We start from the raw sequence: 21,460 nt of genomic DNA on the forward strand, positions 1-21,460 counted from the left end.
GTACTGGCTCCTTTTTCTTTTTAGGTTAGTGGAATGAACATAAAGCTTTACTACGTGCATGACCCAATGTGCAGTTGGTGTTGGGGTTACAAACCGACGCTTGATAAATTGAAACAGCAACTGCCAGGCGTTATTCAGTTTGAGTATGTGGTGGGTGGTCTTGCGCCAGATACTAGTTTGCCGATGCCACCAGAGATGCAACAAAAACTCGAAGCTATTTGGAAGCAGATTGAGCGTCAGTTGGGCACCAAGTTTAACTACGATTTTTGGAAGCTTTGTACGCCAGTAAGAAGCACTTACCAATCTTGTCGCGCAGTTATCGCAGCGGGCTTTCAAGATTCTTATGAGCAGATGCTAGAAGCGATTCAACATGCGTATTACTTACGTGCGATGCCTCCTCATGAAGAAGCGACTCACTTGCAGCTAGCTAAAGAAATTGGTTTGAATGTTCAGCAGTTCAAGAACGATATGGACGGCTCTTTCTTAGAAGGTGTGTTCCAAGATCAACTGAGTCTTGCAAAGAGCCTAGGCGTGGATTCTTACCCTAGCTTGGTTCTTCAAATTAACGACGCTTATTTCCCGATTGCCGTGGATTATCTGTCAACAGAGCCTACCTTGAAACTGATACGTGAGCGTATTATTGACAATATGCCAGCGCAATAATCGCGATTTCAAATAACAAAAAGCCGCTCAATGAGCGGCTTTTTCGTAACTAAGTATATCCATCAAACAAAGGTACTAAAGCACCATTGCAGCAATCCAACCAAAGATGATCAGTGGAATGTTGTAGTGGATAAAGGTTGGAACAACCGTTTCCCAAATGTGCTCATGCTGACCGTCGGCATTTAGACCAGATGTAGGGCCTAATGTCGAGTCGGACGCTGGAGAACCAGCATCACCCAAAGCGGCAGCAGTACCAACTAGCGCGATTGTTGCCATTGGCGAAAAACCAAATGCCAACGCGAGTGGAACGTAGATTGTCGCCAAGATTGGAATGGTTGAAAACGATGAACCGATACCCATTGTTACCAACAGACCAACAATTAGCATTAATAGCGCAGCAAGCGGCTTATTATCACCAATGCTGGTAGAGAGAGACTGTACTAATGTCTCAACGCCACCTGTTTGCTTCATTACCGCAGCAAAACCTGCGGCAGCGATCATGATGAAACCAATCATAGCCATCATATGCACGCCTTTTGTGAAGACATCGTGTGTTTCTTTCCAAGCAATCACACCGCCAAAAGTAAACACCATAAAGCCAGCTAGAGCACCAATAATCATTGAGCCAGTGTAAAGCTGAACACTCAATGCGGCGACAATACCAAGAGCGGCCACCAAGATGTGCTTTTTATTGATAGCATGATCTGTCTCGTGAACGACAGTCAACTCCGTTTCTTCGTAGATGCGCGGTTTACGGTAGCTAACAAAGATCGCCAGCAATAGACCAAACAACATACCAGCACCTGGCAGTAACATTGCCGTTGGAACTTGGCTTGCAACCACGTTTTCCAAACCGTTGTCATGTAGGTTCTTTAATAGAATGTTGTTTAAGAAAATACCGCCGAAACCAACAGGTAAGATCATGTAAGGTGTGATCAAACCAAAAGTAAGAACACACGCGACCAAACGCCGATCGAGCTTAAGTTTCGCAAATACGCCCAAAAGAGGTGGAATCAAAATTGGAATAAAGGCGATATGGACCGGAATTACGTTCTGAGATGACATAGTGACAAGAACGAGCGCGACTAACACCGCGTACTTTAACCCGGTAGTTGACGCCGAGTTTTCTTTACCGTTTAAGCGCTTGATAACACTTTTTGCCAGTAGATCCGTGATGCCAGATTTAGAGATAGCAACGGCGAAAGTGCCTAACATCGCGTAGCTCAGAGCGATAGTCGCACCGCCCCCTAAACCACTTTCGAACGCGGCAACTGTGTCTCCAAGGCTCATGCCTGCGACAAGGCCACCAACGATGGCACTAAACGTGAGGGCAACCACCACGTTTACGCGCATCAATGCTAACACGAGCATGACGCACACTGATATAACGACAGGATTCATACTTTTCCTAATATGTTGTGTTTACTTATTATTCTTCGTCAACAAGCGGCCAACCGCCGAGGGCCTTCCATTTGTTGACAATGCCGCAGAATAATTCTGCTGTTTTTTGTGTATCGTAAAGCGCTGAGTGTGCTTCACGATTATCGAATTCCATCCCGGCCGTTTTGCATGCTTTCGCGAGAACCGTTTGACCATAAGCAAGGCCGCTCAATGTTGCCGTGTCAAAAGTAGCAAAGGGATGAAAAGGGACTCTTTTTAGTTTACAGCGCTCATTGGCTGCATTTACAAAACCTAAGTCGAATGCTGCGTTATGGGCAACCATAATTGCGCGCGAGCAATCTGCGGCTTTTTGTTCTTTGCGAATAAGTTTATAAATCTCTTTTAACGCTTCTTGCTCAGAAACTGCACCACGAAGAGGGCTATATGGGTCACGAATACCATTGAATTCTAGCGCTTCTTTTTCTAAGTTAGCGCCCTCAAATGGCTCAACATGAAAATGAATGGTGGAGGCTGGATGCAACACGCCATCTTCGTCCATTTTTAACGTAACGGCGCAAATTTCTAAAAGTGCATCAGTTTGAGCATTGAAACCTGCGGTCTCAACGTCTACTACCACAGGGAAATAACCACGAAAGCGTTTTTTCAAGGTCAGAGCTTCATTTTCTATTGTCATGTCGGCTTATTTTTGTGTGACGAAGGCTGCATTATTGCAGATTATACCGACGAGAAAAACCGCAATTTAGGAGAAAAACGGAATTCTATTTTGCATCTCATCAATACGCTCGATCGCATTTCGGGTGATTGAGTTACCATGATTAACGTTAATCGTAATATCACGATATTTCGCACGTTGGCGAGGTTTTTGCATACCAGGTGAAGTGGTTTTATTGATTCAAATTGACGGCAACAGACTGCCGTTTAAGAGACAGTACTTAGATGAAGAAATGGCTGATTACTAGTGGCGTTGTATTTTCGTTGTTTAGCACAAGCAGTTTTGCTGTGATGGGCAAACGTTATGTTGCCACTCCACAGCAATCTCAATGGGAAATGGTGGTCAACACACCGTTAGAATGCCAACTTGTTCACCCGATTCCAAGTTTTGGAGATGCGGTATTTTCATCTCGTGCGAATAAAAAAATCAATTTAGACTTTGAGTTAAAAATGCGCCGTCCGATGGGAGAAACACGTAACGTCAGTCTCATCTCTATGCCGCCACCTTGGCGACCAGGTGAACACGCCGATCGAATTACAAACCTAAAGTTTTTTAAACAGTTTGATGGTTATGTCGGAGGGCAAACAGCATGGGGCATTTTGTCTGAGCTGGAAAAAGGGCGTTATCCGACCTTTAGTTATCAGGATTGGCAGAGCCGAGATCAGAGAATTGAAGTCGCATTGTCATCCGTGCTGTTTCAAAATAAGTACAACGCGTTTAGCGACTGTATTTCCAATTTATTGAAATACAGTTTTGAAGACATTGCCTTTACGATTTTGCACTACGAAAGACAAGGCGATCAGTTAACCAAGGCTTCCAAAAAGCGTTTATCACAAATTGCAGATTATATCCGACATAATCAAGATATCGATCTCGTGCTGGTGGCGACGTACACCGATTCAACTGATGGCAAAAGTGCGAGTCAAAGCTTATCTGAGCGACGTGCAGAGTCACTTCGTGATTATTTTCAGTCTCTAGGGCTACCGGAAGATCGAATTCAAGTGCAAGGATACGGCAAGCGTCGTCCTATTGCTGATAACGGTTCGCCGATAGGAAAAGACAAAAACCGCCGAGTAGTGATATCTCTAGGGCGAACCCAAGTGTAATGCATATAAAAACGCCGAAGCTGAAAGCTTCGGCGTTTTTGATTTACTGACGTCGTTAATAATATTTTAGTGGTATTTTGCCAAGCACCTTTCGGTGAGTCCGGCTGTATAATTTGAATGTTAGTTTAAGCGGAATTTGGCAATGACTTCGCAATTGGTTGCGGTATCTATTTTTTCAACCTGTTTGGCAATAGCCGGATTAGGATGACGTTTCATGAAGTCTATTAATGCTTTAGTGCAACATCCTATTGAGTCGATAAAGCTTGCACATTCTTTATTTGGGCATTGTGGGATGAGTGTTAAGACTTTCTCTGAAGCCAGCTGAAGGTATTTGAGTTCATAGTCAGTGTCTCCGGCCCAACGCCAGAACTGAGCTAAGTTATGACAAGAAATCACAGAAATTAACAATCGCTCGTCTGCTTCAATTTCCACACATTCGCTAATATCTTCACTCAGGCTTAGGGCTTGCTGGTAATGAAGAATGCTGCGAACAGGGTCATCTAGTTGAAGTGCCGTATCGGCTAGAAGTGTGTGTTTTTCCCATTCACTGATCATTATCGTAATCCCGCATATCGAAGTTGCGAACAAATCTAAACGATAATTATTATCAAGTAAAGGGTTTTGTTTATAAAAGGACAGGCAGATCGCAGACCTGCCTGTAATCGATGTTCAACTTGCAGCACAAGTAATTATCAGAAGTGCTACTTAGCCTTCAAGACCTGCTGAAGCTTGCTTGTTTTGGATAAGCTCAATCATATAACCATCTGGGTCTTTTACGAATGCAATGTGCGTGCTTCCGCCTTTTACTGGACCTGGTTCACGCGTCACATTACCGCCCGCCGCTTTGATAGCGTCGCAAGTTGTGTAGATATCATCAACACCAATGGCGATATGACCAAAAGCAGTACCTAGGTCATATTCAGTTTTACCCCAGTTGTAAGTTAGCTCGATCACAGCACCTTGGGATTCGTCACCGTAGCCAAGAAACGCCAGTGTGTATTCGTACTCTTTATTCTCGTTCGTACGAAGCAACTGCATGCCCATAACTTCAGTGTAAAACTTGATGGATTTGTCTAGATCACCTACGCGAAGCATAGTGTGGAGAATTCGACCATTTGACATTTTTTGCTCCTAGCTTTGATTTTCAAATAGCGTTAGCTATCTGGATATACTTTCTCTTTATATTCGCACAAATCTTCAATAATGCAGCTACCGCAGCGAGGCTTTCTCGCCAAGCACGTGTAGCGGCCATGAAGAATGAGCCAGTGGTGCACATCGAGTTTGAACTCTTTTGGCACAACTTTTAATAGCTTTTGCTCGACATCATCAACCGTTTTGCCCATTGCAAACTTAGTACGATTCGACACGCGATAAATGTGCGTATCGACGGCAATGGTTGGCCAACCAAAAGCGGTGTTGAGCACGACGTTTGCGGTCTTGCGACCTACGCCTGGTAGCGCTTCTAACGCTGCACGATCTTCAGGAACTTCACCATTGTGTTTTTCCAACAAGATCTTACAAGTCTTGATAGTGTTTTCTGCTTTTGAGTTAAATAAACCGATGGTCTTTATGTATTCTTTTAAGCCATCAACTCCCAAATCGAGAATACTTTTCGGTGTATTAGCGACAGGGAAAAGCTTGTCGGTGGCTTTATTGACACTTACATCGGTTGCTTGCGCTGATAGTAATACCGCGATTAGCAGCTCAAAAGGGGAGCTCCAGTTAAGCTCAGTTTGAGGATTCGGATTGTTTTCTCGTAATCGCTCAAGAATTTCGATTCTTTTTATTTTGTTCATTGCTGACTTCCAATACCGTCTCTGCGGTTTATGAAAAAGGCTCCTATGACAGAGCCTTATTTTGTTATGCGTTGGTGACGCGAGCACGTTCTATGGTTGGTTTTTCTTCTTTTGGTTGACGTGCCTGGACTGAATTATCGATGACATTTTTAAGCGCTATCAACAGACCAACACCGATAAATGCACCGGGTGGAAGAAGCGCTAGCAGAAAGCTGTTGTCAAATTGGAAAACTTGAATGCGGAGAGCGGATGCCCAGTCTCCTAATAGCAGATCTGCCCCGTCGAATAGTGTGCCATTACCAATTAACTCACGCATGGCACCTAGCACGACCAAAACGCTTGTCATACCAAGCCCCATCCATAAACCGTCTAATGCTGCAGGCGCAACATCATTTTTTGAAGCATATGCTTCAGCTCGACCAATAATGATGCAGTTGGTTACAATCAGAGGAATAAAGATACCAAGAGATAGGTATAAACCATACGCATAGGCATTCATCAATAACTGAACACAGGTAACGAGAGAGGCAATGATCATCACGAACACAGGAATGCGGATCTCTTTTGGTACGTAATTACGAATAAGAGAAACCGTGACGTTGGAGCCGACCAGCACTAATAAGGTTGCAATACCAAGACCTAAGGCATTGGTTATCGTGGAAGAAACCGCTAGTAGTGGACACAGACCCAGCAGCTGTACGAGAGCAGGGTTATTGCTCCACATACCGTTTTTCATCAGCAATTTATTTTCACTCATTACTGCTCTCCTTCACAGCCCAAAGGCTGGCTAAGAATGTCTTCACGAGATTGGTTTACGTAGTTAACGGTATTTCGCACCACTTTTACGACGGCTCTAGGCGTGATCGTTGCACCAGTAAATTGATCGAAATCACCACCATCTTTACGAACTTTCCATGAGTTCCAGTTACTTTCCGTGACTTGTTTGCCCGTAAAGCTCAGGATCCAGTCGGTGACACGAAGATCAATTTTGTCGCCCAGGCCAGGGGTTTCTTGATGGCTTAAGACGCGTGTCCCCAAAATATTGCCCTGATTGTCAATCCCAGTAATAACTTTTATCTCACCATTGTAGCCATCTGGCGCGATGGATTCTATTGCGATTGCTGTCGGTTCACCATTCTTTGTGGCGAGGTAGGCTGGCATCGCACGCAATGTCCCCAGTTCTGGTGACGTGACCATAGTGCAGGCTTGCGTGAGTGCGTTGTCATGCATATTTTCTGGAATGACTTGATTCAAAACAGAAAGCAATTGTTGTTGTTCTTGTATCTTGATTTGGTCTTTTGTTAGGTACTGAGTAAAGGCGACTAATCCGGTTGTTGCACAGGCAAAGATCGCAAGTGTCAGACCATTTTTTCTAATAGCGGTTAACATGTTTACCTCAGTGACCGTAAGTTCTAGGTTTGGTGTAGTAATCGATCAGTGGCACACACATATTTGCAAGTAACACTGCGAATGCAACACCATCAGGGAAGCCGCCCCAACTGCGAATGATAAAGACCAAAGCACCAATAAGCGCGCCAAAGATCAAACGTCCTTTAACGGTGGTAGACGCCGACACGGGATCGGTTGCAATAAAGAATGCGCCAAGCATGGTTGCACCTGATAACAAGTGGAAGATTGGCGACGCAGTTTCCCCTGGGGTCAGCAAGCTGAACACGAGGCTAAATAGCGTCAGGCTCGCTAGGAAGCCTACGGGGATATACCATTGGATGATGCGTTTTTTGATCATCACTAAACCACCAAGTAAGTAGGCAAGATTTACCCATTGCCAACCAATGCCAGCTAATCCATCGAATATTGGCTGCGACAGTACTTCGCTTGGGGTTGCACCTGTATGAATGCCGGTCTTAAATGCATCAAGTGGCGTCGCCATTGTCACACCGTCAACCCCCGTTCGAACTTGCTGAAGCGATAAGCCGTCGTAATCATAGCCCGTAAAAATTAAAGAGAGTGTATCTGCAAAATTTACGTGATCAGGTATGAGTGACGTCGGGGCACTCCAACTCGTCATTTGCACTGGGAATGAGATCAACAAGACCACATAAGCGACCATGGCAGGATTGAATAAGTTTTGACCAAGGCCACCATATAGGTGTTTAGCGATTACAATCGCGAAAATAAGTCCGATCACCATAATCCACCACGGAGACCATGGTGGGATAGCAACGGCTAATAACCAAGCGGTAACGATCGCACTGTTATCACGTAGTGCTCGCATCGGCGAACGTTTACGGAATACCATAACTAAGGCTTCAAGTGATACAGCGACTGCGATGGCAAAAATCAGTTGAATAAGCGTTCCCCACCCAAAGAAGTAGGTCTGAGCCGCTAAACCTGGGAGAGCACAAAGTGCCACCCATTTCATTAAGTCAGGTGTGCTACGACGGCTGTGGGTATGCGGTGAACTGGCAATAAAAAACGACACTACTCGTTCTCCTCAGTATTATTTTTATTAGCTTCTTGCTGCGCTTTGCGAGCCTTCGCGCGCGCAATAGCAGCAGCGACAGCCGCTTTTTTCGGATCTTCAGTTTGTTCAGCAGGCGTTTCAGCTTCTACCGTTTCGGCTGGTTCTTCTTGCTTAGCTTTACGCGCTTTGGCACGCGCAATGGCCGCAGCGACAGCCGCTTTTTTCGGATCTTCAGTTTGTTCAGCAGGCGTTTCAGCTTCTACCGTTTCGGCTGGTTCTTCTTGCTTAGCTTTACGCGCTTTGGCACGCGCAATAGCCGCAGCGACAGCCGCTTTTTTCGGATCTTCAGCTTGTTCAGCAGGCGTTTCAGCTTCTACCGTTTCGGCTGGTTCTTCTTGCCTAGCTTTACGCGCTTTGGCGCGTGCAATGGCAGCAGCAACCGCGGCTTTCTTCGGATCTTCAGCTTTCTCAGCAGGCGCTTCAGTTTCTTCCGTTTCAGTTGAGTCTGCTTGTTTCGCTTTACGCGCTTTGGCACGCGCAATGGCAGCAGCAACCGCGGCTTTTTTCGGATCGTCGGTTGGCTCAGTAGGCGCTTCTGCTTCTACCGTTTCAGCTGAGTCTGCTTGTTTCGCTTTACGAGCCTTAGCGCGAGCAATAGCAGCAGCAACCGCGGCTTTCTTCGGATCTTCGGTTTTCTCAGTAGGCGTTTCAGCTTCTTCAGTTTCAGTTGAGTCTGCTTGTTTCGCTTTACGTGCTTTGGCACGTGCAATGGCAGCAGCAACCGCGGCTTTCTTCGGATCTTCGGTTTTCTCAGTAGGCGTTTCAGCTTCTTCAGTTTCAGTTGAGTCTGCTTGTTTCGCTTTACGTGCTTTGGCACGTGCAATGGCAGCAGCAACCGCGGCTTTCTTCGGATCGTCGGTTTGCTCAGCAGGTGCTTGAGCTTCTAACGTTTCGGTTGGTTCTTCTTGTTGAGCTTTTTTCGCTTTAGCTCGGGCGATGGCTGCTGCAACTGCCGATTTCTTATCATCAGCGTTGTTGTCTGGTGTTTCGCCTTGCTCTTTTTGTGCTTTACGTTCGCGGGCTAGACGTTTGCGTTCTTCGCGCAGTTTTGCCATTTCTGAGTTATCAGGTTCACTAGAGCCTGCTTTAGCGGCTGCGGCCTGTTTTGCCTTCGCTTTGGCAATGGCTGCTGCGACGGCAGGTTTCACGGCTGGCTCTGCTTTTTCTGTTGTTTCTGTCTTCTGAGCTTTCACTCGTGCGATCGCTGCTGCAATCGCATCATCACCACCAGAAGATTTCATGTCTTTACGGCGCTGATCGGCTGCTTTCTTAAAGCGACTTTCACGTTCTGCTTTTTCGCGCTCCATGCGCGCTTTCTTCTCTTCAAAACGCAGCTTCGCTCGCTCAGCAGCTTCCGCTTCTTGTGTTCTGGTGCGAATTTCCGCTTTTGCTTGGCGGTAGTACTGTACGAGAGGAATTTCACTTGGACACACAAACGCACAAGCACCGCACTCGATACAATCCTTTAAGTTTAGTTCTTCGAGTTTGTCATACTCTTCAGCTTTTGCATGCCATTGCAGTTGCTGAGGTAGCAGTGAAGCAGGGCAAGCTTCAGCACATTGGCTACAGCGAATACATTCCATCTCATGTTGGTGTGGAGAGATCTCACGACGAGTCGGGGCAAGGATACAGTTTGCTGTCTTGGTAATCGGCACTTGAGAGTGGGGAAGGGTGAAGCCCATCATTGGTCCACCCATGATTAAACGTTGTAACTTCTTATCGGCTTTATAGCCAAACTCATCCAATAACGCCTGTACTGGTGTACCTAATAATGCCCAAACATTGCGTGGTTGTTTGAATGTTTTACCGGTGAGAGTCACCACGCGTTTTATCATCGGTTCACCATCGATGATTGCGCGTTTGATTGAGTAAAGAGAACCGACATTTTGAACCAAAATACCAATATCGGCTGGAATTGCGCCGCTTGGTACTTCTTTATTGGTCAAAATTTTGATCAGCTGTTTTTCACCACCAGAAGGGTATTTAGTCGGGATAACGCGAATGACGATATCTTTGTTTAGAGCCGCAGCTTCTAACGCTTTAATTGCCTCTGGTTTGTTATCTTCAATACCAATAATCGTGAGCTTTGGTGTCAGGATATGTTCGACAATCTCGATACCTTGGATGAGCTCTTCGGCATGCTCTTGCATGAGCTTGTCATCTGATGTGATGTATGGCTCACACTCAGCTGCGTTGACGATAAGAATCTCTGTGCGAGCAAAACCTGATTGGATTTTTTTTGCGGTAGGGAAACCTGCGCCACCCATACCTGAAATGCCTGCGAGACGAATAATATCGATCAGTGCGTCAGGTGTTTCTTGTTTGTAATCCGCGACGGGTTTTCTGTCACACCATGTATCGTTACCATCAGGGGTAATGACCGCACAGAGTTCACTCAGACCTGAAGGGTGAGCAACGGTTCTAGGCTCAATGGCGGTGATCGTACCCGATGTAGGAGCATGCACTGGAACGGTAAAACCAGTTTCGGATTGCGTTAATGGCTGGCCTTTTAATACGTGGTCACCTTCGGCAACCAATAAGTTACCAGCCTTACCAATGTGCTGTTTTAGCGGTAATACAATTTCTGATGGGATAGCCGCGTGAACGAGCTCAGTTTTGTTGGACTGCTTTTTGTTTTCTGCCGGATGCACACCACCAGGGAAATCCCAAAGCGAGCCTGTACGAATTTGTTCAATCAAAGACAACATGCGAAACCTTACTTAATTGAATCTTTCACGTTCGCTGCATCGTCGGCAGCATCCGTAATGTTGAGTACTGGAATGGAGTTAAGTTGCCACTTCCAGCTTTCCGTGGTGGTTGCCACAGGAATCATTTCAATACAATCAGTTGGACATGGTGCAACACATAAGTCACACCCCGTACATTCGTCTTTAATTACGGTATGAACCGCTTTGGTTCCGCCTACAATTGCATCCACTGGACACGCTTGAATACACTTAGTACAGCCAATGCACATATCTTCATGGATAAACGCAACGGTTGGAATTTTGTTGTCGAGATCGTGCGCAGATTCTTCTGGCTCAACACCCATTAAGTCGGCGAGCTTTTCGATTGTTGCCTGACCGCCTGGCGGACATTTGTTGATGTGGTCGCCATTTGCAATCGCTTCAGCATAAGGGCGGCAACCAGGGTAGCCACATTGACCGCATTGAGTTTGAGGTAAGATTGCGTCGATTTGATCCACAATTGGGTCTGCCTCGACTTTGAAGCGAATAGAAGCAAAACCAAGTATCGCGCCGAAAATCGCAGCAAGAACCGCTAACGCGATGATCGCAATTAAAATCGTACTCATTGTTTACTTCACCAAACCTGTAAAGCCCATAAAGGCTAGTGACATTAAACCCGCTGTAATCATTGCAATCGATGCACCTTTAAAAGGCACTGGTACGTCGGCGGCAGCTATGCGCTCACGCATGGATGCAAAAAGTATCAACACCAATGAGAAACCAACAGCGGCGCCGAAGCCGTAGATAATCGATTCGATAAAGTTATGGTTCTCATTAATATTAAGAAGCGCGACACCTAATACCGCGCAGTTTGTAGTGATCAGCGGTAAGAAAATACCAAGCAAGCGATAAAGTGTTGGACTTGTTTTGTGCACAACCATTTCGGTGAACTGCACCACAACTGCTATCACCAAAATAAAACTCATGGTTCGAAGGTACTCAATACCCAGTGGACGAAGAATGTAGCTTTCCACTAAATACGCACACACTGACGCGAGCGTTAGCACAAAAGTTGTCGCTAAGCCCATACCTATTGCTGTTTCCAGTTTTTTGGACACACCCATAAAAGGACAGAGGCCCAAAAACTTCACCAGTACAAAGTTGTTCACCAGCACAGTGCCGACCAACAACAAAACATATTCGGTCATAGTTATTACGTTCTTAAAATCCGATCTTGATATTATCGTGTTTTGTGACACCAATAACAACCAGTGAACGATGTGGTTTTACATACACGATGGAAAAATAGTCGTCTATGTGAGGTATTTTGATGAATCAATAAGAAATTGAACAGCTTGCTGAATGGATTTTACAAAGACGCTGGTGCTGCCTTTCCTCAAAGAATCTTTTGCTCAGAAGGCGGGAATTACATTTAGCGAGTAATTTTAAGTCGTCACTTGAGATATTGATGGTGAAAGAAGTTTTTTATTTCAAAACGAAAAAAGCCGTGTCTTGCGACACGGCTTTTCTGGAATTTGGCTCCTCCTGCTGGGCTCGAACCAGCGACCTGCGGATTAACAGTCCGTCGCTCTACCAACTGAGCTAAGGAGGAATTGCTTTGCTTGAAAGCGGGACGAATCTTACCGAGCAGCCAAACTACTGTCAACAGTAAAAAAATACATTTTTAGCAAAAAATATTGAGGGAAGGGCTTTACTTTTCTGTACTGCTTGTCAGCAAAGGGGTGAGGTTACTTATCCACTAATTTTGTGGATAACTATGTTGATGAGATCTGAGTAAAGATCTTTTATATGCAACCTGGTTTTTATTTAGTGAATTTTTAATCAGAGTTACACAGAGAATATGCAATTAAAACATAGATTTATTGATGTTAAGCAAAATGTATTCAAGGTGGATAAAAATCTAGCTTTTGGGGATAAAGAGTGTTTAGGCCAATTTTTGGGGAAAAGTTGTGGAAACTGCAATGTGAAGAATGGGTGTGGCTCTTCAGCTAGGGCGAAGTACTATATCAGAGTAGGTTTTGTATGGCTACAGCATTCTAGACAAACAAGAAAATTTATTAACAATGGTGGGTAAATTTTCAATAGACGTAGATTTCATTGGCTAAGGTGTATATATATACAGCCAAAGCGCAGTAAAGTTGAGGAAGGGTATGAGTAAAGTCTATGAATTGGTCTCCGATTATCAGCCATCGGGTGACCAGCCGGGAGCGATCAAGCAGCTGCTTGAGGGGCTCGATGCTGGACTGGCACATCAAACACTATTGGGGGTAACGGGATCGGGTAAAACGTTCACACTAGCGAATGTTATCGCTCAAGCCCAACGACCTGCAATATTACTTGCTCCAAACAAAACGCTCGCAGCGCAATTATATGGCGAGATGAAATCATTCTTTCCCAATAATGCGGTGGAGTACTTTGTTTCCTACTACGATTACTACCAGCCTGAAGCTTATGTCCCGACGACGGATACTTTCATTGAAAAAGACGCATCGGTTAACGCTCACATAGAGCAAATGCGCCTTTCCGCAACGAAAGCACTATTGGAACGTAAAGACGCGATTATCGTTGCGTCTGTTTCTGCTATCTATGGTTTGGGTGACCCAGAATCTTACTTGCAAATGATGTTGCATTTACGTCGTGGTGACGTGATTGATCAACGGGACATGCTACGACGTTTGGCAGAGCTACAATATTCGAGAAATGACGTGGCATTTGAGCGAGGGCAGTTTCGGGTTCGTGGCGAAGTGATTGATATCTTTCCAGCGGAATCTGACCAAGACGCAGTTCGTGTCGAAATGTTTGATGATGAAATTGACTGCATCAGTGTTTTTGACCCATTGACTGGTGTGGTGAAACAGCGAGATTTACCACGCTACACCATTTATCCTAAGACGCACTACGTGACACCAAGAGATCGCATTCTTGAAGCGATTGAAAATATTAAGGTTGAATTAGAAGTACGCAAAAAACAGCTTCTAGACAACAACAAGCTACTGGAAGAACAGCGTATTAGCCAGCGGACTCAATTCGATATCGAGATGATGAATGAGTTAGGTTTTTGCTCAGGTATCGAAAACTATTCTCGCTATCTCAGCGGACGATTGGAAGGCGAGCCGCCACCGACATTGTTTGATTACTTGCCTCATGACGGTTTGTTGATCATCGATGAATCTCACGTGACGGTGCCGCAGATTGGTGCCATGTATAAAGGTGACCGCTCTCGTAAAGAAACACTGGTGGAGTTTGGTTTTCGCTTACCTTCTGCGTTAGATAATCGTCCCCTCAAGTTTGAAGAGTTTGAAGCGTTAGCACCGCAGACGATTTTTGTCTCTGCGACGCCAGGAAATTATGAACTAGAAAAATCGGCTGGTGATGTAGCGGATCAAGTTGTTCGTCCAACAGGCTTGCTTGACCCAGAATTGGAAGTTCGCCCAGTAGCGACCCAAGTAGACGACTTGTTGTCTGAAATTCGTCTCCGTTCTGCTAAAGATGAGCGAGTTCTAGTGACAACATTGACCAAACGGATGGCCGAAGATCTCACTGAGTACTTGCACGAACATGATGTTAGGGTACGTTACTTACACTCAGATATTGATACCGTAGAACGTGTGGAGATCATCCGTGATCTTCGTCTTGGCGAGTTTGACGTGCTGGTGGGAATTAACTTGCTACGAGAAGGCTTGGACATGCCTGAAGTTTCGCTGGTTGCAATATTGGATGCAGATAAAGAGGGCTTCTTGCGCTCCGAGCGTTCACTGATTCAGACCATTGGTCGTGCTGCGCGAAATCTTGAAGGTAAGGCGATTTTGTATGCTGACCGAATCACCAACTCCATGAAAAAGGCGATGGATGAAACCAACCGCCGCCGCGAGAAGCAGAAAGCGTACAACGAAGAAATGGGCATTTCGCCGCAAGCGCTCAAACGAAATATCAAAGATATTATGGAATTGGGCGATATTACCAAGTCTAAACGTCAGCGTAATACTAAACAGGTACCGTTGTCGAAAGTGGCGGAGCCTTCGCAAACATACGAGGTCATGTCTCCTCAACAGTTGGAAAAAGAAATCAGTCGACTTGAGGCGGCAATGTATCAGCACGCGCAAGATTTAGAGTTTGAATTAGCGGCGCAAAAGCGTGACGAGATTGAAAAACTAAGAGCGCAGTTCATCGCAAATAGTTAAGTAAGCTTAATGATCTAGCTTAGCAAAGTGTTTTAGATTGCTTGCAAAAAAAAAGAAGCCAATAGGCAGTCGGGTCTATTGGCTTGTTTTGTGAACATCTCGTTCACTAACAACGTCAGTTGGCTAGGTGACCCGAGGGGTCACTAAACTATCAGCATGGTTTATGCCATTTTTTAAATAATTGATATTATTTTTGAATCCTTTCTCTTACCCATAATTTAGCTAATGTTATTTGCAAAATGCAAAGCGTAATGCGATTATTGTTTAAAACACAACAAAATATTAGCTAGGTTATGCAACAAAAATCTGAAGGTCCTAAATCTCGTTACCTTTTAATGGTTGAGGATACCGCATCTGTTGCGGCACTGTACCGCTCATACCTGACACCGCTTGGTATAGATATCAATATTGTAGGTACAGGTAGGGATGCCATTGAAAGTCTTAACCATAGAATTCCAGATCTTATTCTGCTCGATCTTCGTCTGCCAGATATGACGGGGATGGACGTTTTACACGCTGTAAAAAAGAGTCATCCAGACGTACCTATTATTTTTATGACCGCTCACGGTTCTATCGATACCGCGGTAGAAGCAATGCGTCATGGCTCTCAAGACTTTTTGATCAAACCGTGTGAAGCAGACCGTTTACGTGTCACGGTTAACAATGCGATTCGTAAAGCGACTAAGTTAAAAAACGAGGCGGATAACCCGGGCAATCAAAGTTATCAAGGCTTTATTGGCAGCAGCCAAACTATGCAACAGGTTTACCGTACGATTGATTCAGCAGCGAGCAGTAAAGCGAGCATCTTCATCACTGGTGAAAGTGGTACGGGGAAAGAGGTATGTGCCGAGGCAATCCATGCGGCAAGCAAGCGTGGTGACAAGCCTTTTATTGCGATTAACTGTGCTGCAATTCCAAAAGATTTGATTGAGAGTGAGCTGTTTGGTCACGTGAAAGGTGCTTTTACCGGTGCAGCAAATGATCGTCAGGGTGCAGCGGAATTAGCGGATGGTGGCACACTTTTCCTTGATGAATTGTGTGAGATGGACTTAGATTTGCAAACCAAATTGCTGCGATTTATTCAAACTGGCACGTTCCAAAAAGTGGGCTCATCAAAAATGAAGAGCGTGGATGTTCGCTTTGTTTGTGCAACTAACCGTGACCCATGGAAAGAGGTACAAGAAGGTCGATTTCGTGAAGATTTGTACTATCGTTTGTATGTCATTCCTTTGCATTTGCCACCTTTACGTGAACGAGGTGAAGATGTCATTGAAATTGCATATTCACTGTTAGACTATATGTCGCACGAAGAAGGAAAAAGCTTCGTACGTTTTGCGCCTGATGTAATCGACCGATTTAATAGCTATGAGTGGCCTGGCAACGTTCGTCAGCTACAAAACGTGCTGCGCAATATCGTTGTTCTAAACAACGGTAAAGAAATCACGTTGGATATGTTACCGCCACCACTGAATCAACCGCTTGACCGTCCGTCTTCTGTGGCGAAATTCATTGAGCCGAAAGTGATGACTGCGTCTGAGATTATGCCGTTGTGGATGACAGAAAAAATGGCGATAGAGCAAGCGATTGAAGCGTGTGATGGCAATATTCCCCGAGCGGCGGGATACCTTGATGTCAGTCCGTCGACGATTTACCGCAAGTTACAGGCTTGGAATGGCAAGGAAGAGCGGCAAAAAGTATGAGTGTGAATGTATTAAATCAGCAAAAAATTGATGAACTGTCGATGGAGATTGGCAGTGATAATGTTCCTGTTTTACTCGATATTTTCTTAGGGGAGATGGATACCTACATCGAGAATTTATCTCAGTTTCAAGGGACAGAGCGATTGCGTTACCTAAAAGAAATCAGTCACGCGTTAAAAAGCAGTGCAGCGAGCTTTGGAGCAGACCGTCTTTGTCAATTGGCGATGTCGATAGATAAAAAAGCCAAAGCAGGTGAGTTAGCTGAAGAGTCAGACGAGTTAAAAACGATGTTCGATCTTTTGCACGAAACACGCGACGCTTATCGTGATTGGCAGCAGTAATGCATTGTTCTGATGAGGCTCTTACACAAAACCCTTCACGTACGTGAAGGGTTTTTTCATTGTTGACAGCGAGTAAACTTGAAGCTATCCCCTAGCTTTAGAGGGCGTTTTTTTAAATCGAAAGCCTTAGCTGGCTTTCAATAGCGAGCTTGAGTTTATCTCGGTCGTGACGCCAATCTCGGTTCGACGAAGCTAACGATTCCGTCACTACATTCCACTGGCTCAAGACTTCTTGCTCGGTTTCCTCTGCTAGAACCACGTCTATCTTCCTACCTTGGCAGGCACGCTCACACCATTCTAATTTTTGTGCCATGGTCATTCGTCCGGCTGGGCCGTACTCCGGGCTCAAGTTGGCAACGAAAATGACTTTGGCTTTCTCATTGGCGGCAATGGCTTTGCCGAGCTCAGGCAACAGCAAAGGAGGCATGATGCTGGTTAAAAAGCTGCCAGGACCAAGAATAATAGCGTCTGCTTCTGCCAGTGCAGTCACTGCTTCTTTAGTTGCAGGAACTTCTGGTGATAGATCGAGACGACGTAAATCGGTGTCCATCTCGTCTACATTCGTTTCTCCCGTGACCCACTTTCCATCCACGGATAACGCGGAAAGATCGGAAGGGTGTTCAGACATTGGAAGAATGTTAACGTCGACTTTTAACATGTTTCGAATCAGATTGATGGCATCTAACGGTCTGACCGATAAGTTATCGAGCGCCGTAAGCATCAAGTTACCGAGGTTATGACCATCAAGCTCGCCAGTACCTTTGAAGCGATATTCAAACATCATTGAACTGATCGACGGTTCTGTGATCAGCTGATTAATGCAGTTCCGTGTGTCGCCCCAGGCGATTCCACCTTGGCAGTGACGAATTCTTCCTGTTGAGCCACCATTGTCTGTTGTGGCGACAATGCCAGTTGCATTGCCGCCAAAATCCCGTAGTGCGGCTAACATTCGACCTAAGCCATGACCACCGCCAACAGCGACCACTTTTTTATCCGTGTAGATATTCATTACGTTCTTCTAATAATCTTGTAAAAAACGGCTACAATTTATCTTAAGGAGTGCTCGAAAGGTACTCACTTAGCGGTAAATTGTGTCTCTAGAGAGTTTTTTATCACTCAAGTCTGGATTCCAGTACAAATATTAAGTATTTTACACCGCAAAGCTATCAGAGGTTTCATATCTCTGGTTGCCATAACTCCGAGCTCACTATTGCTAAGTCCGAGGATAAGCGTTTTGAGCCAGTGGCGTACTGTCACAAGGGCATGATTGGAAATGGCCATGCCTCCCGTGTTTGGAAAGGTGTTCCGTGGCGCAACAATTCGAAGACAAATTTCATCGTAAGTTCTATTACTTGCGTCTGTCTGTGACCGACGTATGTAATTTCAAATGTACCTATTGCCTTCCTGATGGCTATAAGCCTTCGGGCAATAAAAACTCGTCTTTTTTATCTCTTCCTGAAATCAAACGGGTCGTAAAAGCGTTTGCTGATTGTGGCACGTCAAAAGTGCGCATCACTGGCGGTGAACCAAGTTTACGCAAAGATTTTACCGACATTATCCACTCAGTGGCGACGACGCCTGGTATCCAAAAAGTTGCAACTACGACCAATGGTTACCGCATGGCAAAGCAAGTCGCAGACTGGCGTGAAGCGGGCTTAACTCACATCAACGTCAGCGTGGACAGCCTTGATCCGCGCATGTTCCATCAAATCACGGGTGAAAATAAGTTTACTGAAGTCATGAATGGTATCGAACGTGCGTTCGAGGTCGGTTATGAGCAAGTCAAAGTTAATGTGGTGTTGATGAAAGATCTGAACCATCACGAGCTGCCAGCGTTTCTTAACTGGATAAAAGATCGTCCAATCCAACTGCGCTTCATCGAATTGATGCAAACGGGTGAGATGGATGATTTATTCAATAAGCATCATGTGTCCGGCGTAGCAATTCGTAATCAGTTGATTGCAAACGGTTGGCTGCTTAAAGTGCGCTCTCATAATGACGGCCCCGCGCAAGTGTTTGTTCATCCAGATTACAAGGGTGAAATTGGTCTAATCATGCCTTATGAAAAAGACTTTTGTGAGAGCTGCAACCGACTACGCGTCTCTGCGATGGGTAAGCTGCATCTGTGTTTGTTTGGAGACCACGGTGTAGAACTGCGTGATCTACTGGAACGTGATGAGCAAGAAAGTGAGCTTATTGAACGCATCCAAGCGCAGTTACAAACTAAGTCGGTGAGCCACTTCTTGCACGATGGTAATACGGGCATGACGCCACATCTGGCGTCTATCGGCGGCTAAATCAACTCAAATTTTGTAGGGAAAGCTTATTTATAGGCTAGCTTTCCCTCGCTTTTCTAGAATCGATACCAAACGTATCAAAGTTAAAAGAGAATAGGTGAACACATGGGTCACGCTGAAAGCAAATTTCAACCTGCAAATATTGCCGTTCTAACGGTATCTGACACTCGTACCGAAGAAAACGATACCTCTGGTCGCTACCTTGTTGAACACGCTCAAGAAGCGGGTCACAATGTTGTCGATAAGCAAATTGTTATTGATGATATGTACAAAATTCGCGCAATTGTTTCTCAGTGGATTGCGGACAACAATGTTCAAGCGATCATTATTACTGGTGGTACAGGGTTCACGTCACGTGACAGCACGCCAGAAGCGCTGAAGCCTCTGTTTGATAAAGAAGTAGAAGGTTTTGGTGAGTTATTCCGCATGGTGTCTTACGAAGAAATTGGTACGTCAACGATCCAATCGCGTGCAATTGCAGGTTTTGCTAACCATACAGTTATCTTCGCAATGCCTGGTTCAACAGGTGCGTGCCGCACTGGCTGGACGAAGATCATCAAGCAGCAGTTAGATGCAAGCCATCGCCCTTGTAACTTCATGCCGCACCTATCTGTATAACCTTTCCTAAAAGCGAAGGAAAAACAATGACTCAATTTACCCATATCAACGCGTCTGGCGAAGCTAACATGGTCGACGTGTCTGCAAAAGCTGAAACGGTTCGTGAAGCACGTGCAGAAGCATTTGTTCACATGGCCCCAGAAACCTTGCAACTGATTGTTTCCGGTCAGCATCATAAAGGTGATGTGTTCGCGACGGCTCGAATTGCTGGTATCCAAGCTGCAAAGAAAACGTGGGATTTGATTCCACTTTGTCATCCTCTGTTGCTTTCTAAAGTCGAAGTTCAGTTGGAGGCTATTGAGTCAGAAAACAAAGTTCGTATTGAATCTGTTTGTAAGCTTGCAGGTAAAACGGGCGTAGAAATGGAAGCGCTCACGGCGGCTTCTGTTGCTGCACTGACGATTTACGATATGTGTAAAGCGGTGCAAAAAGACATGGTTATCGGTCAAGTTCGTCTCCTAGAAAAGACGGGTGGAAAATCTGGACACTTCAAGGCGGAATCATGATTAAAGTACTTTTTTTTGCTCAGACTCGTGAGCTGATTGGTATCGACAGTGTCGAATTAGATGATCAATTTGAAACGGTTGAAGCGATTCGCGCACATCTCGTGGAAGAGGGCGCTGATAAAAATGGTAAGTGGGATTTGGCTTTAGAGCCAGGAAAGCTACTTGCTGCTGTTAATCAATCTATTGTCCCACTTGATACCGAAGTAAAAGCGGGGGATGAAGTTGCATTTTTCCCACCGGTAACCGGAGGTTAAGATGGACCCACGCGTCTCTGTACAAGTTGAAGACTTTTCCGTTGATCACGAATATCAACGTTTATCCGAAGGTACGGCTGCTGGTGCTGTCGTAACATTCATTGGTAAAGTTCGAGATATTAACCTTGGCGATAATGTTGTTGGTTTGCACTTGGAACACTACCCAGGCATGACTGAGAAGAGCTTGAGCGACATTTGCGATCAAGCTGAATCACGTTGGCCATTATTGGGCGTACGCGTGATTCATCGCGTTGGTGACATGGATAGCGGTGATCAAATCGTCTTTGTTGGTGTTTCAAGTGCACACCGTGGAGCAGCATTTGATGCTTGCGAGTTCATTATGGACTACTTGAAAACCAAAGCACCATTTTGGAAGAAAGAACGCACGACGAGTGAAGATCGTTGGATTGAGTCGCGCGATACTGATCACCAAGCTGCGCAGCGTTGGGAAAAATAGAACCCACTCCTCATTCTAGTGAAAAAAGCTAAGTGTCAATGGCACTTAGCTTTTTTTGTACTTATCTTCATAATTCTGCTCATTTGACTTCAACACAACCCGTGCTCGCTCTGGTGATATTCTTCACAATAAAAGTTTTTAGCCCAATATATAAACAATTATTTGTTAGACTTCATTTGTCATAAATGTTAAATAATATGTAAATATCTAGCATAAGATGCTATCAAACGGTTTA

22 protein-coding genes, 1 tRNA gene and 1 riboswitch are annotated in these 21,460 nt (G+C 45.1%); of the genes, 10 read left to right on the top strand and 13 right to left on the bottom strand.

All coding sequences use genetic code 11. From position 1 onward, the window contains the following. The first annotated feature begins 33 nt into the window (after positions 1-33). Positions 34-663 (top strand): DsbA family protein, encoded by a 630-nt coding sequence (locus tag VEA_RS06990; protein WP_012841567.1) that lies wholly within the window; start codon positions 34-36, stop codon positions 661-663. Positions 664-738: 75 nt separating this feature from the next. Here VEA_RS06990 and VEA_RS06995 read toward each other — a convergent pair whose 3' ends face one another. Both VEA_RS06995 and rnt read right to left on the bottom strand, forming a co-directional pair. Beyond that, positions 739-2,064 (bottom strand): Na+/H+ antiporter family protein, encoded by a 1,326-nt coding sequence (locus VEA_RS06995; RefSeq protein ID WP_041852912.1) that lies wholly within the window; start codon positions 2,062-2,064, stop codon positions 739-741. Positions 2,065-2,092: 28 nt separating this feature from the next. Beyond that, on the bottom strand, positions 2,093-2,737 hold the full coding sequence (rnt, locus tag VEA_RS07000; protein WP_012841569.1) for a ribonuclease T: 645 nt from the start codon (positions 2,735-2,737) through the stop codon (positions 2,093-2,095). A gap of 263 nt (positions 2,738-3,000) precedes the next feature. Here rnt and motY point away from each other — a divergent pair, with 263 nt between their 5' ends. Then, positions 3,001-3,882, top strand: coding sequence for a flagellar protein MotY (gene motY / locus VEA_RS07005; protein WP_012841571.1), 882 nt, complete (start codon positions 3,001-3,003; stop codon positions 3,880-3,882). Between the two features lie 120 nt (positions 3,883-4,002). Here the strand turns inward: motY and VEA_RS07010 are convergent, their stop codons facing one another. The 10 genes from VEA_RS07010 to VEA_RS07055 all read right to left on the bottom strand — a co-directional run bounded on the left by VEA_RS07010 (position 4,003) and on the right by VEA_RS07055 (position 12,462). Continuing rightward, entirely contained in the window at positions 4,003-4,437 is a 435-nt protein-coding gene (locus VEA_RS07010) for a DUF2753 domain-containing protein (RefSeq protein ID WP_005384886.1), read from the bottom strand. Positions 4,438-4,587: 150 nt separating this feature from the next. Continuing rightward, the gene (gene gloA, locus VEA_RS07015; RefSeq protein WP_005380739.1) at positions 4,588-5,004 is read right to left on the bottom strand and encodes a lactoylglutathione lyase; all 417 of its coding nucleotides are present in this window, start codon (positions 5,002-5,004) and stop codon (positions 4,588-4,590) included. A 32-nt stretch (positions 5,005-5,036) separates the two neighbouring features. Beyond that, positions 5,037-5,678, bottom strand: a complete 642-nt coding sequence (gene nth / locus VEA_RS07020) for an endonuclease III (RefSeq protein ID WP_005396542.1) — start codon at positions 5,676-5,678, stop codon at positions 5,037-5,039. Positions 5,679-5,742: 64 nt separating this feature from the next. Continuing rightward, positions 5,743-6,435 (bottom strand): electron transport complex subunit E, encoded by a 693-nt coding sequence (locus VEA_RS07025; protein WP_005396543.1) that lies wholly within the window; start codon positions 6,433-6,435, stop codon positions 5,743-5,745. Then, positions 6,435-7,067 (bottom strand): electron transport complex subunit RsxG, encoded by a 633-nt coding sequence (rsxG, locus tag VEA_RS07030; RefSeq protein ID WP_006743364.1) that lies wholly within the window; start codon positions 7,065-7,067, stop codon positions 6,435-6,437. The genes VEA_RS07025 and rsxG overlap by 1 nt, the downstream gene beginning before the upstream one ends. Before the next feature lie 7 nt (positions 7,068-7,074). After that, positions 7,075-8,121, bottom strand: a complete 1,047-nt coding sequence (rsxD, locus tag VEA_RS07035; RefSeq protein WP_012841573.1) for an electron transport complex subunit RsxD — start codon at positions 8,119-8,121, stop codon at positions 7,075-7,077. After that, positions 8,121-10,871 carry an electron transport complex subunit RsxC gene (gene rsxC / locus VEA_RS07040; RefSeq protein ID WP_012841574.1) on the bottom strand — a complete coding sequence of 917 codons (2,751 nt, stop codon included), beginning with the start codon at positions 10,869-10,871 and terminating at the stop codon, positions 8,121-8,123. Before rsxC ends, rsxD begins: the two co-directional genes overlap by 1 nt. Before the next feature lie 8 nt (positions 10,872-10,879). Then, the gene (gene rsxB / locus VEA_RS07045; protein WP_012841575.1) at positions 10,880-11,476 is read right to left on the bottom strand and encodes an electron transport complex subunit RsxB; all 597 of its coding nucleotides are present in this window, start codon (positions 11,474-11,476) and stop codon (positions 10,880-10,882) included. 3 nt (positions 11,477-11,479) lie between these two features. Further along, the gene (gene rsxA, locus VEA_RS07050; protein WP_005380762.1) at positions 11,480-12,058 is read right to left on the bottom strand and encodes an electron transport complex subunit RsxA; all 579 of its coding nucleotides are present in this window, start codon (positions 12,056-12,058) and stop codon (positions 11,480-11,482) included. Between the two features lie 328 nt (positions 12,059-12,386). Continuing rightward, positions 12,387-12,462: transfer RNA gene (locus VEA_RS07055), tRNA-Asn, on the bottom strand. A gap of 559 nt (positions 12,463-13,021) precedes the next feature. Between VEA_RS07055 and uvrB the strand changes: the two genes are divergently transcribed. The 3 genes from uvrB (at position 13,022) to luxU (ending at position 17,093) form a co-directional block, all read left to right on the top strand. Further along, the gene (uvrB, locus tag VEA_RS07065) at positions 13,022-15,052 is read left to right on the top strand and encodes an excinuclease ABC subunit UvrB (protein ID WP_006742805.1); all 2,031 of its coding nucleotides are present in this window, start codon (positions 13,022-13,024) and stop codon (positions 15,050-15,052) included. Between the two features lie 293 nt (positions 15,053-15,345). Beyond that, a complete protein-coding gene (gene luxO, locus VEA_RS07070) occupies positions 15,346-16,752 on the top strand; it encodes a quorum-sensing sigma-54 dependent transcriptional regulator LuxO (protein ID WP_012841576.1) in 1,407 nt (468 codons plus the stop codon). After that, on the top strand, positions 16,749-17,093 hold the full coding sequence (gene luxU / locus VEA_RS07075) for a quorum-sensing phosphorelay protein LuxU (protein WP_012841577.1): 345 nt from the start codon (positions 16,749-16,751) through the stop codon (positions 17,091-17,093). Before luxO ends, luxU begins: the two co-directional genes overlap by 4 nt. 112 nt (positions 17,094-17,205) lie before the next feature. Here the strand turns inward: luxU and VEA_RS07080 are convergent, their stop codons facing one another. Next, positions 17,206-18,102, bottom strand: a complete 897-nt coding sequence (locus VEA_RS07080; RefSeq protein WP_006742807.1) for a YvcK family protein — start codon at positions 18,100-18,102, stop codon at positions 17,206-17,208. 175 nt (positions 18,103-18,277) lie between these two features. Continuing rightward, positions 18,278-18,412: riboswitch (molybdenum cofactor riboswitch) on the top strand. On the opposite strand from VEA_RS07080, the gene moaA reads away from it, so the two are divergent. The 5 genes from moaA to moaE all read left to right on the top strand — a co-directional run bounded on the left by moaA (position 18,401) and on the right by moaE (position 21,225). Beyond that, positions 18,401-19,390, top strand: coding sequence for a GTP 3',8-cyclase MoaA (moaA, locus tag VEA_RS07085; protein WP_006742808.1), 990 nt, complete (start codon positions 18,401-18,403; stop codon positions 19,388-19,390). It overlaps the preceding riboswitch by 12 nt. A 105-nt stretch (positions 19,391-19,495) precedes the next feature. Continuing rightward, a complete protein-coding gene (moaB, locus tag VEA_RS07090; RefSeq protein ID WP_012841578.1) occupies positions 19,496-20,008 on the top strand; it encodes a molybdenum cofactor biosynthesis protein B in 513 nt (170 codons plus the stop codon). Between the two features lie 26 nt (positions 20,009-20,034). Then, entirely contained in the window at positions 20,035-20,514 is a 480-nt protein-coding gene (moaC, locus tag VEA_RS07095; protein WP_005396647.1) for a cyclic pyranopterin monophosphate synthase MoaC, read from the top strand. Next, positions 20,511-20,768 (top strand): molybdopterin synthase sulfur carrier subunit, encoded by a 258-nt coding sequence (gene moaD, locus VEA_RS07100; protein WP_005396646.1) that lies wholly within the window; start codon positions 20,511-20,513, stop codon positions 20,766-20,768. The genes moaC and moaD overlap by 4 nt, the downstream gene beginning before the upstream one ends. Before the next feature lies 1 nt (position 20,769). Then, positions 20,770-21,225 (top strand): molybdopterin synthase catalytic subunit MoaE, encoded by a 456-nt coding sequence (gene moaE, locus VEA_RS07105; protein WP_012841579.1) that lies wholly within the window; start codon positions 20,770-20,772, stop codon positions 21,223-21,225. Positions 21,226-21,460: the final 235 nt, after the last annotated feature.

Origin of the sequence: Vibrio antiquarius (genome assembly GCF_000024825.1) — a bacterium.
Taxonomy (GTDB): Bacteria; Pseudomonadota; Gammaproteobacteria; order Enterobacterales; family Vibrionaceae; genus Vibrio; species Vibrio diabolicus.

Coding starts and splice junctions, on each gene's coding strand:
- VEA_RS06990 (WP_012841567.1), top strand. CDS start 34: ATGAACATAAAGCTTTACTACGTGCATGACCCAATGTGCAGTTGGTGT.
- VEA_RS06995 (WP_041852912.1), bottom strand. CDS start 2,064: ATGAATCCTGTCGTTATATCAGTGTGCGTCATGCTCGTGTTAGCATTG.
- rnt (WP_012841569.1), bottom strand. CDS start 2,737: ATGACAATAGAAAATGAAGCTCTGACCTTGAAAAAACGCTTTCGTGGT.
- motY (WP_012841571.1), top strand. CDS start 3,001: ATGAAGAAATGGCTGATTACTAGTGGCGTTGTATTTTCGTTGTTTAGC.
- VEA_RS07010 (WP_005384886.1), bottom strand. CDS start 4,437: ATGATCAGTGAATGGGAAAAACACACACTTCTAGCCGATACGGCACTT.
- gloA (WP_005380739.1), bottom strand. CDS start 5,004: ATGTCAAATGGTCGAATTCTCCACACTATGCTTCGCGTAGGTGATCTA.
- nth (WP_005396542.1), bottom strand. CDS start 5,678: ATGAACAAAATAAAAAGAATCGAAATTCTTGAGCGATTACGAGAAAAC.
- VEA_RS07025 (WP_005396543.1), bottom strand. CDS start 6,435: ATGAGTGAAAATAAATTGCTGATGAAAAACGGTATGTGGAGCAATAAC.
- rsxG (WP_006743364.1), bottom strand. CDS start 7,067: ATGTTAACCGCTATTAGAAAAAATGGTCTGACACTTGCGATCTTTGCC.
- rsxC (WP_012841574.1), bottom strand. CDS start 10,871: ATGTTGTCTTTGATTGAACAAATTCGTACAGGCTCGCTTTGGGATTTC.
- rsxB (WP_012841575.1), bottom strand. CDS start 11,476: ATGAGTACGATTTTAATTGCGATCATCGCGTTAGCGGTTCTTGCTGCG.
- rsxA (WP_005380762.1), bottom strand. CDS start 12,058: ATGACCGAATATGTTTTGTTGTTGGTCGGCACTGTGCTGGTGAACAAC.
- uvrB (WP_006742805.1), top strand. CDS start 13,022: ATGAGTAAAGTCTATGAATTGGTCTCCGATTATCAGCCATCGGGTGAC.
- luxO (WP_012841576.1), top strand. CDS start 15,346: ATGCAACAAAAATCTGAAGGTCCTAAATCTCGTTACCTTTTAATGGTT.
- luxU (WP_012841577.1), top strand. CDS start 16,749: ATGAGTGTGAATGTATTAAATCAGCAAAAAATTGATGAACTGTCGATG.
- VEA_RS07080 (WP_006742807.1), bottom strand. CDS start 18,102: ATGAATATCTACACGGATAAAAAAGTGGTCGCTGTTGGCGGTGGTCAT.
- moaB (WP_012841578.1), top strand. CDS start 19,496: ATGGGTCACGCTGAAAGCAAATTTCAACCTGCAAATATTGCCGTTCTA.
- moaC (WP_005396647.1), top strand. CDS start 20,035: ATGACTCAATTTACCCATATCAACGCGTCTGGCGAAGCTAACATGGTC.
- moaD (WP_005396646.1), top strand. CDS start 20,511: ATGATTAAAGTACTTTTTTTTGCTCAGACTCGTGAGCTGATTGGTATC.
- moaE (WP_012841579.1), top strand. CDS start 20,770: ATGGACCCACGCGTCTCTGTACAAGTTGAAGACTTTTCCGTTGATCAC.